Consider the following 7965-nt stretch of genomic DNA (forward strand, 5'->3'; position numbering starts at 1 on the left):
GCGAGTACGGACTTGGACGTGCCACTTGCTGCTTCCCTCGATTCCTTACAGGACAACCCTATTGGGTCCCTGTCCGGGATCTTCGGGGCCCCTCACTCCGGTCTTGCGCACTGTGGACTGCCCTGATCAGCGTAACTATGGGACTTTCTCGACATGGAGCCAGCCTGAGTGATGATCATGAAGTGGCGAGTGTGATCACGGCATCGGAGCCGTTCTGGATAACCCCATCCACGGGGCTGAGCCCGCGCAACTTCGGCAAGTTACTGACCACGCTGCGGCGCTATGGAGCAGATGTGGTCCACCGAGGGGTGTTCACGAGTACCGCTGACCAGCGGCTCACGAAGCGCTTGAAGGTCGCTTCCCACGGTGCGAGTGATCGTTTCCCAGGTGGGGACGGATCAGTCCCACCAGAAGTCCCAGCTGTGGGCTCCGGTGATCCGCTCGGCGTACGCGGTCAGCGTGTACGGTCGGCTGCCCTGCCAGACGTTATCCGGGCAGAAGGCGAAGTGCTCCGCCGCGACCAGGAGGGCGTCTTCCTCGTTCATCGGCGGCGCGGCGACGCTGAGGTGCAGAGTGGAGAAGCCAACCGCGACAACTCGGACGCCGAATCGGTGCTCCCAGTCTCGGACGACTGCAGAGAACTTGGCGGTTTCGTTGTCGTAGTTGAGAGGGCCGCACCAGCCTGCAACCGCGAGGGCCTCGGAGCCGGATGCGGCCGCGACCAGTCCCAGCCGGGACTGCGTACGGTCGGTGAGAAACGCTTGAGCGTACTCGGCTGCCAGTTCGTCGGGGTCGGTCGCGGCCGACCGAGCGGGCGCGATGCCGGGCCAGTCCTGCCCGAAGGGAGCCGTAACGGCAAGGCGCTTCTTGGCGGAGAGCATGTCGTCGTCTTCATCGACGGCGGTGTACGTCGCCCACCACTCCTCGAGAAGACCAGCCGGGTCGTGGCTCGCCGGAGAAAACATCCGCTCGGGCATGAGCTCGCCCGATCCCCACGGCCGGAACTCATCATCGTCCGGATCCAGCGCGTCAAGCAGCAGCGGCCACAGGCCGGAGCGAGTGTGCTCGGCATGTATCCGGGCCCACAGTCCGGCCGTGGCCGGCCGGTCGCTGAGCCACAGGGGCTGCACGTCTCCATCGCCTTCATCGGATGTGATCATCCGTCCGGGCGGGAGTGGGGCCTTAAGGCTCAGTCGGGGTTCAGGGTGCACGGGTGGATGCTAGTGCTGCGGCTCGGCGGGACCGGACACGCGGTCGCGGAACTGCTGGAACGCCTGCCAGCCCGACGTCTGCCCGGCAGTGATCAAGTCGCCTTCGGCACAGTCGAGAACCTTGCAGCCCAGAGTTTCGGCAAGCCGGAAGACGGGCGCGAGCACGTCGTCGCCGGAGCCCCGGATGTGCAACATGATCGAGTCCACAGGGTCCTCGTCGCCGATGTTGAGTTCCATGGACCAGGTGGGTCCGAGCAGCTCTCCCCAGGTCGGGTCCGAGAGATCGGCGTCCGGGACGGCCTTGGCAACGGCCGCGAGCACGTCGTGGAGGCGGCCGAGCGGGGACGAGGCGTGATCGCCTGGGATCTCATGGACCGAGGTCACGTTGTCGGGGAGGCGGAGGAGAAGCACATCCCAGCTCATGGCGGCCTTCCGGATAGAAATCACGTAGTGGTTGCGGTGCGGTCAGATAAGGCTGAGCTGTTCTCCGAGCGGCTGCGGCAGTAGCACGTTCTGCAGGCGGCGGACTTTCACGCGCCAGGGGCCGCCATCCGATTCCGCCCATAGGTGCATCAGCTCGGATGGGTCGGTCACGACGCGCTCAAGGGCCTGAAGGGCGCAGGCCGGTGAGATCAGGAAGGGGCTCTTCCGGACCATAAACGCGATCGGCAGGCTCACCGCCAGGGCATTGCGCGGCAACGAGGGCGGCCGCAGCAACGGCTTGCTCAGACTCGGGTGCTTCCAGATAGCCCGCGGTGTCGATCACACGGGTGAGAATGCCGCGGACGATGCCCTCACGTTCGAATACGGCTGCCTCATCAAGGTCGCCACAGAAGTCCGCGGCGGTGTCGTTATCGAACGGGCCGACGTCCCAAGTGCCCATGGTCTCTCCAGATCAATCTTGGTCTTGACCGAGGCATCCTGACAGAGGCCACTGACAGCAGCCGCGCAGTCCAAGGGATGTCCGCGAGCCCGTCCGGTGATGCCTCAGGCGGAGAGGAAGAGCGCTTCCTGAACCGGCGGATGTCCCTTCCGATCCCCGCCGGCGGCGCCAAGGCCCCTCCGGTGTCAGTGACCCGAACCAGGATGGACGGCATGACGAAGACCGGAGCGGACTACGCGTGGTTCGAAGACGACTTCCCAGACATCGCCGAGGCGTACTGCTTCACCCTGGTGCTGGGCCTCTCGCCTGCTGAGGTGGTGTCCCGGCTCGAGGGACGGCCGGAAGCGCCCATCGCACCCCCTCCCCGATCCTGCCCTGTGAATGCGGTGTGGATGATGGCGCGGTGACAAACATCAGGGACGCCCACGTGAAGGTCCACTTCCGGATGGACATAGGTGAGGACGGCTGGCCGCCGGCGAGTGTCGAGAGCCTGTGGGCAGTGGACCTTGGTGACGGCACAGTGCGGTTGGACAACACGCCCTGGTTCGTACGTGGAATCGCCAGCGGAGACATCGTCAAGGTGGAGCGCGATGGCGACGGACTTTTTTGGGCTGGGGAGACGGTCCGTCCGTCTCAGAACTGCACGATCCGGCTGATCGTGTTGAAGGACGCCGGCTCGGCCGCTGCCCGGCAGAGCGTTATGGAGATCTTCCACAAGCTCGGCACGACGGGCGAGGGCATCGAGCAGTTCCGGATGGTGGCGCTGGATGTCCCGCCTGAGGCGGACCTGCCGCGGATCCGCAAGCTTTTGGAACACGGTGCGGCGGAGGGCTGGTGGCACTGGGAGGAAGGATGCGTCACTGCTGCCTGGAGGTCCACGGCCGCGGACTGACTGGCTGTGCGTGCTGTGGGAGGGCCGCCGAGGTCTTTGTCAGTGGCGCCGTGGATGATCGGGCGCATGACACATGGTTCCCGGGATGCCCTTCGCTCCCTTGCCTTGCAGCATCTGTCGCCCGAGGATGCTGAGACGTGGATCGGTCTGCTTCGCCCTGGCGTGCGTCTTGAGGTAGCGACTGGCTCCGACGACGTGGTGGGTCGGCTCGGTGGCCTTCCAGCCTTGCCGGCTGCCTCGGAGTGGCCGGTGTGGGATGGGCATGGTCCGCTTTCCTTCATCGCCTCGATCGATTGTGCCGGTCTGCCGTCGGCTGCGCTGGACATCGATCTGCCCAAGGCGGGGACGCTGCTGTTCTTCTACTTCGACGGGCAGTTGGACGACGGTGAAGCTCTCGTTCTGGCCGAGGACCGGGAGAGCTGGGCGGGCGCCCGTGTGCTTTATGTGGCGGCTGATGAGGAGATCGCGGAACGTGGGACGCCTGCCGGAGTCGAGCCGTACCCGGTGGTGCCGCTGACCGCGAGGCTGGAGATGACGGCGGCCGAGCCCTGGCATCCGCGCATTCGGGACGCCTTCGCTGCAGGTGCCCCGCTCGGGAACCGGTACGACCACCCGGTCTGCTCTCAGGAGTTCCTCGACGCCCTGTGGGAGTTCGACGACGAGGTGGGGCACCAGATCGGCGGCCATGCTCACTCGGTGCAGAACCCGGTGGAGATCGAGGTCGCGGAGGCGGTCCTGGACGGCGAGGTGTCCTGGGACGACCCGCGGCTGTCCGAGGAGGCGGGCGGCTGGGTGCTTCTGGCCCAGTTCGACAGCGAGGACCTTGCGGACATGATGTGGGGCGATGCCGGAGCGCTGTACTGGCTGATCCGTCCGGGGGACCTGGCCGAGCGGCGCTTTGAGCGGGCGATGTTCACGTGGCAGTGCAGCTGATGACCGCCGCACCTCCCGCCTGGGGAGTCCAGTACATGATGAGCCTGCCGAGTGAGGATGCTGCCCGCGCCGCTGCGACCGAGCTTTCCGGGATGGGGCACCGTCTGACGGCAGTGCGCGCCCACGATCACTTCCGGTTCGTTCCGTCGAGCTTCTGGTACGGAAAGCCGTCGATGGAACCGGAGCTGGAGGGGTGGTGGCAAGTCTTCTCTCTGGCCGTCTACAACGGGTACGAGCGCATGGCTCTTGAGCCCTTCTTGCGCAGTGAGCGAATTCGGGTGGCCCCGCGGCTCGTGCCCATGATGGTTTTCAACAGGGGTGCAGCGAGGGGCATGCGGTGACCCTCGAAGGGGGCTTCACGCGGGACGGTCTGGTTCATGACCAGGCCGGCGCCGAGGTGGCCCTTCCCGACCCCTTGTCTGAGGAACCCGTCAGGCCTCCGGCTGGTCCCTCGTGGAACCACGGCGGCCTCGGTGAACCCACGGGGGTGGTCCAGGCCATGGTGGCTACTGCGGAGCGGATCTACGGAGGGGTCGAGAACGCTCCGGAGGTCGCGGCATGGCTGCTCGACGAAGAGTTCGCCTTCGGTGAGCCGTATGAGACGACGGGCGAGTTCCTCGGCGATCTCTCGAACGCGGTGGCCCATCAGGGGACGTGCACCGACGCTACCGTCGAGGCGGTCCCGTTCCTTGCCGAGCTGGTCTGTGACGACAGCATCGCCGTCGGCAGCCGGTTGATGCTTCTTGATGACGTGTTGCGACTCGCAGTTTCGGGGCCATCTGCAGCCGTCTCACTGGCCGACCGTACAGCTGCTCTCGGCGATGTGTGGCAGGAGTCGGCCGCTGAGTACCTGACACGGCGGGCCATCAGCAAGGAGCTACCGCGGCTGCTGTCCCGGTGGGGAGATGAGAGCGACACCGTCCGGTTCGCTCTCGCTGCCCTCGTAGCCGTGTGCGATGGGCATGACCAGCGCCTACCTGCGCGGTTGGCCGAGCTGCCGGCCCCGGAGGGCACGGGCCGCGCCGATGTCGTGGCTCTCATCGCGGCTCTCCTCAGTGGGGAGCGAGAGCATCTGAAGTCGACCCTGGACCGGCTGTGCTCCTGGATGCCGCGCATCGCGGAGAAGGCCGCCAGCCCACACGTCGAGTCTCGGAGTCTTGCACTGTCTGTCCTCCCCGATCTCGTCATGGAAGACGTGGCGTCGAGTACAACGCAGGCGGAGCGTGATCTGTCGTAATTGTTGACGTCGTTCACTGTTGCGGCTGGCAGAGGCTACTGCTCAGGTCAAGGGTGCAAGCTCATCCCCGAGGGCGCCATGGCTTTCCAACTGCCAGACGTGGTTGCCTATTTTGGCTGTCTGGCATGGCTGGCGTTCCCTACGATGACTGCCGTTGCAGTTTCGTGCGGAAGGGGTGGGGAGGGCTGGATGGGCTTCGCAGATGCGGAGGAGACGGTGGCGGCTCCCGCATTGCGGACTGCCGTCGAATTCTACTCGGGCAAAGTAGAGCGGGTGCTGGCTCGGATCGACGTGCTCGAGGCCGAACTCACAGCTCTCCGGACTGATGCCGAAAGGTTCACTACCGCCCGCGATCAGTTGAGCGCTGCACTCACCGAGATCCTCGCGGATGGCCCACCGCCCACTGGCGAGGCCGATGGAGCCTCGCAGGACACCTCGGCCGATCCGCCGTCCGGCGACGGGCCGCCTCGGCGGAAACCCGCTGCAGGTCGGCGACGTAGCGACAGCCAGCCCCGCAGGTCGCAGTCCGGGGAACTCATGGAGACAGTCGAGCGGATCCTCTTGAGCGCTGGGCGGTCAGCCACCGTCGCCCGTCTGGAGAACTTCCTCGCCACGCCGCTCTAGACGTCGGGCCAGCAGCGACCCGCGAGCAGGTCAGCGATGGCCTGCCTGTTGACATCGGAGCCGGCGGCGCACTGTCGCAGGGCCGGCCCACGACAGAACGATCCAAACCAATCAAAACACGGCCTTTCCGCCCCGGGTGCATCGTGATCCGGGAACGGCCAAATAGGCCGGGTGAGTTCGCCGAGGTGGTAGAAGATCATGCGGCCGGTGGGGCGGACGCGGCGGTTGTCGGGATACAGGCAGATCGTCGGGCGACTGTCCGAGGGCATCAACCCAGAGGCTGTCGCCGCGGCTGCTGGCATGACTTCTCCAGCCGGATTGGCTCCGTACCACCGCTGGGTACCCCCGCTGCCCAGGACTGAGGTGATCCGCCTGCTACGCGGACACCGCTCATGAGGGCGCGTCCTGAGGCCGACCAACTGGCCGCCCGGCATGCACGGCCACGGCTGCGGCCGGTGAGGCTCATCGAGATCCCTGACTCCAAGGTCGGTCAGCTGCTGACCGTGCTCGACCGCTCTGGCCTCCCCCAACAGTTGGAGGACATGCTGCGGGGCCTGCCGGGGTGCGGCCCCGGACGGTGTTGGCGGGCTTGATGCTCGCGGTCTACTACACGGGTAGGGCCACGGTCTCCGACGCCTGGCGGATCCTGCACTTCCGGCTTCAGCCCGCCGCCCGTGCCTGGCTGGACGTTCCGGAGGCGCCTCCGGAGACGGCACGCGCATGCATAGCGGCCAGCCGCCGTCTCTACCGAGGGTTGGACCGGATCACAACGCTGCTCGATCCGGCCCGCTGCGACTGGCGCCGACGGCTGGTCCAGGCAGACGCCGATGTCCACTCCGCGCTCTGGGACGAGACCGCCGGGCCGGAAGCTGCGAACCGGCTTCAGCGAATGGCGAACGATCTCGACTTGGTTCCCGTCCGACTGGCGCAGCAGCGTGGGTACCTGCGGCACTGGGCCGGTGACGTGGGAGTGGATGCCACCTCGATCCCGGTTCTGGCCGACCCGGACAGCGACCGCTCGGGTACGGCCTCCGTCGAGATCACCGCCGGCTGGCTTTCCGCGGCGGCTCCGACAAGGGCGTCTCGGCTACAGCGCGACCTTGCTCGTCGCCGCTCACTCCCGCACGAGTGAGGAAGCCGCGAAGGGTCGCCGAGCGCCCTTCTACCCACAGTTCTGCCTCGGCCTCACTCTGGACACGCCGACTGTCCGCACAGGCGAAAACGCGGTCGCCGTACTGGAGCAGCTCGCCGAGCTCCGGCTGCCGACGGGCACCTGTGCCGCAGACCGCGCCTACACCGGCTGCTCGCCGGAAAACTTCCAGGTTCCCGCACGCCGACTTGGCTACCGCCTCGCACTGGACTACAAGGCGGTGGACCGCGGCATCCAGGGCGGCAGGCAAGGAGCCGTGCTGATCGACGGCTCCCTCGCCTGCCCCCACATCCCCAACTCCCTGGCCCAGGCCACTGCGGGGATGGACGACAAGACCTTCCGCCGACGGCTCGATGAACTGAAGCCGGTGGTCGCCGAGCGGCTGCCCTACTTCCTCAAGCTCACAGAACGCCGACGCCCGAGGAACCGTACGCCTGCAGTGCCCGGCGGCCGGCCCATCCCCCTCGGTGAACTGCCCTCGCCGAGAACGCCTCCGCGCAGCGCGACCGAGCTCCGCGGGCCCACCACAGACCGTGGTCCGGCTTGCGGATCGACGATCCCGCGCCAGCCACCCAGCTGCCCGCCCCACCGTCCAACTCCCTGACAGCGAGTGGATCGACCCTCCGCATAAGGACGAACTGCCTGCTGTCTGCGGCGCATCCGCCATCAGCGTGCCCGCGGACGCCGCCGGAGATCTGAAGACTGCCAAGTTCCGGCAGGACAGCCACTACCTCAGCCTGGTCTGGGAACGGATCTACAAGCCGATCCGCTCGCACAACGAGGGACTCAACGGCCGCCTCAAGGGCGCCGAACTGAACATCGGAGAGCCTTTGCACCGCCGGGCTCCGGGGCAGGTCGCCCAGGCGCTCCTGGTCGCCGTGATGGTCACCATCGGCAACCTGGACATCCTGGAGACCTGGCTCTACGAACGGACCGGCAGCCTAATAGGACTCCGTTAGGTCTGTCTCGATCTTGTTGTCGTACGGGCTCTGGTGGGGAGGGGTTGCTGGCAGCTGGTGCAGATGCCGGTCCAGC

At 66.7% G+C, this 7965-nt stretch carries 11 protein-coding genes and 2 pseudogenes; 10 read left to right on the top strand and 3 right to left on the bottom strand.

The window, feature by feature from the left end; genetic code table 11:
* Positions 1-182: 182 nt before the first annotated feature.
* Positions 183-308, top strand: a pseudogene (locus tag ACIHCM_RS37310) (IS5/IS1182 family transposase); the annotation flags it as partial.
* Between the two features lie 90 nt (positions 309-398).
* On the opposite strand, the gene ACIHCM_RS37315 reads toward ACIHCM_RS37310, so the two are convergent.
* From ACIHCM_RS37315 to ACIHCM_RS37325, 3 genes and pseudogenes are all read right to left on the bottom strand, one after another.
* Positions 399-1160, bottom strand: a complete 762-nt coding sequence (locus ACIHCM_RS37315) for a DUF4253 domain-containing protein (RefSeq protein ID WP_399906454.1) — start codon at positions 1158-1160, stop codon at positions 399-401.
* A gap of 60 nt (positions 1161-1220) precedes the next feature.
* Positions 1221-1634, bottom strand: coding sequence for a hypothetical protein (locus ACIHCM_RS37320; protein ID WP_399906458.1), 414 nt, complete (start codon positions 1632-1634; stop codon positions 1221-1223).
* Between the two features lie 42 nt (positions 1635-1676).
* Positions 1677-2094: pseudogene (locus tag ACIHCM_RS37325) on the bottom strand (DUF4259 domain-containing protein).
* A gap of 212 nt (positions 2095-2306) precedes the next feature.
* Between ACIHCM_RS37325 and ACIHCM_RS37330 the strand changes: the two are divergent.
* From ACIHCM_RS37330 to ACIHCM_RS37370, 9 genes are all read left to right on the top strand, one after another.
* A complete protein-coding gene (locus ACIHCM_RS37330; RefSeq protein WP_399906461.1) occupies positions 2307-2501 on the top strand; it encodes a DUF6461 domain-containing protein in 195 nt (64 codons plus the stop codon).
* Between the two features lie 38 nt (positions 2502-2539).
* A complete protein-coding gene (locus ACIHCM_RS37335; RefSeq protein ID WP_399906486.1) occupies positions 2540-2986 on the top strand; it encodes a DUF4265 domain-containing protein in 447 nt (148 codons plus the stop codon).
* A gap of 66 nt (positions 2987-3052) precedes the next feature.
* Positions 3053-3919, top strand: a complete 867-nt coding sequence (locus tag ACIHCM_RS37340) for a YwqG family protein (protein WP_399906465.1) — start codon at positions 3053-3055, stop codon at positions 3917-3919.
* Positions 3904-4260, top strand: coding sequence for a hypothetical protein (locus tag ACIHCM_RS37345; RefSeq protein ID WP_399906469.1), 357 nt, complete (start codon positions 3904-3906; stop codon positions 4258-4260). The genes ACIHCM_RS37340 and ACIHCM_RS37345 overlap by 16 nt, the downstream gene beginning before the upstream one ends.
* Positions 4257-5156, top strand: a complete 900-nt coding sequence (locus tag ACIHCM_RS37350; protein ID WP_399906472.1) for a hypothetical protein — start codon at positions 4257-4259, stop codon at positions 5154-5156. Before ACIHCM_RS37345 ends, ACIHCM_RS37350 begins: the two co-directional genes overlap by 4 nt.
* A gap of 189 nt (positions 5157-5345) precedes the next feature.
* Positions 5346-5780, top strand: a complete 435-nt coding sequence (locus tag ACIHCM_RS37355; protein ID WP_399906475.1) for a hypothetical protein — start codon at positions 5346-5348, stop codon at positions 5778-5780.
* A gap of 589 nt (positions 5781-6369) precedes the next feature.
* Positions 6370-6912 (top strand): hypothetical protein, encoded by a 543-nt coding sequence (locus ACIHCM_RS37360; protein WP_399906478.1) that lies wholly within the window; start codon positions 6370-6372, stop codon positions 6910-6912.
* Positions 6881-7534, top strand: coding sequence for a hypothetical protein (locus ACIHCM_RS37365; RefSeq protein WP_399906480.1), 654 nt, complete (start codon positions 6881-6883; stop codon positions 7532-7534). The genes ACIHCM_RS37360 and ACIHCM_RS37365 overlap by 32 nt, the downstream gene beginning before the upstream one ends.
* 67 nt (positions 7535-7601) lie before the next feature.
* A complete protein-coding gene (locus ACIHCM_RS37370) occupies positions 7602-7889 on the top strand; it encodes a hypothetical protein (RefSeq protein ID WP_399906483.1) in 288 nt (95 codons plus the stop codon).
* Positions 7890-7965 lie beyond the last annotated feature (76 nt).

This window comes from Streptomyces sp. NPDC052023 (genome assembly GCF_044548465.1).
Taxonomy (GTDB): Bacteria; Actinomycetota; Actinomycetes; order Streptomycetales; family Streptomycetaceae; genus Streptomyces.

Coding starts and splice junctions, on each gene's coding strand:
- ACIHCM_RS37335 (WP_399906486.1), top strand. CDS start 2,540: ATGGACATAGGTGAGGACGGCTGGCCGCCGGCGAGTGTCGAGAGCCTG.
- ACIHCM_RS37320 (WP_399906458.1), bottom strand. CDS start 1,634: ATGAGCTGGGATGTGCTTCTCCTCCGCCTCCCCGACAACGTGACCTCG.
- ACIHCM_RS37315 (WP_399906454.1), bottom strand. CDS start 1,160: ATGATCACATCCGATGAAGGCGATGGAGACGTGCAGCCCCTGTGGCTC.
- ACIHCM_RS37355 (WP_399906475.1), top strand. CDS start 5,346: ATGGGCTTCGCAGATGCGGAGGAGACGGTGGCGGCTCCCGCATTGCGG.
- ACIHCM_RS37340 (WP_399906465.1), top strand. CDS start 3,053: ATGACACATGGTTCCCGGGATGCCCTTCGCTCCCTTGCCTTGCAGCAT.
- ACIHCM_RS37330 (WP_399906461.1), top strand. CDS start 2,307: ATGACGAAGACCGGAGCGGACTACGCGTGGTTCGAAGACGACTTCCCA.